The sequence below is a fragment of the Pantoea sp. BL1 genome (assembly GCF_000963985.1).
Lineage (GTDB): Bacteria > Pseudomonadota > Gammaproteobacteria > Enterobacterales > Enterobacteriaceae > Pantoea > Pantoea rwandensis_B.
On the sequence record NZ_JZRH01000108.1, the window covers coordinates 1 to 559 of the forward strand.

General features: G+C 58.3%; 1 protein-coding gene. It reads left to right on the forward strand.

From position 1 onward, the window contains the following. Nucleotides 1-559 (forward strand): RHS domain-containing protein (locus VH86_RS24590; RefSeq protein ID WP_045834443.1); only part of this gene is annotated, 559 nt, incomplete at both ends.

Genomic DNA, 559 nt, shown 5'->3' on the forward strand with positions numbered 1-559 from the left:
TGTGGAATAATCTGCTGAAGCGTCTCGAGGGTATCCGCTGGGAATACGACGGTTTTGGTCGTATGACGGAACGGCACGACACCCGGCGCGGTATTGTGCAGCGCTTTCATTACGACGATGAACACCGCATACGTGAGGTGCTTATAGAGGGTGATGCCGACTACACCCGCGCGCAGTATCAGTACGATGCACTGGGCCGCCGTATCGGCAAACAGGTCTGGCGACGTCATGCTGTGAAGCCGGAATGCACGCATTTTGCGTGGAGCGGTATGCAGATGGTGAGTGAGCACAGCGACAGCAAACCCGAGGCCGCAGTGCAGTATGTCTATGCAGAAAACAGCTACGAACCGATAGCGCGCGTCGACAGTTATCAGCAGCACGCTGAGGTTTACTGGTATCACACCGAGATCAACGGCCTGCCGGATCGGGTGACGGATAGCCGTGGCGACACCGTCTGGCAGGGGGCATTTGCCGCCTGGGGACGCACGACGCGGGAAAGCACCGGTATCGACTGGGATGTGCCACAGAACCTGCGCTTTCAGGGACAGTACCTTGACCG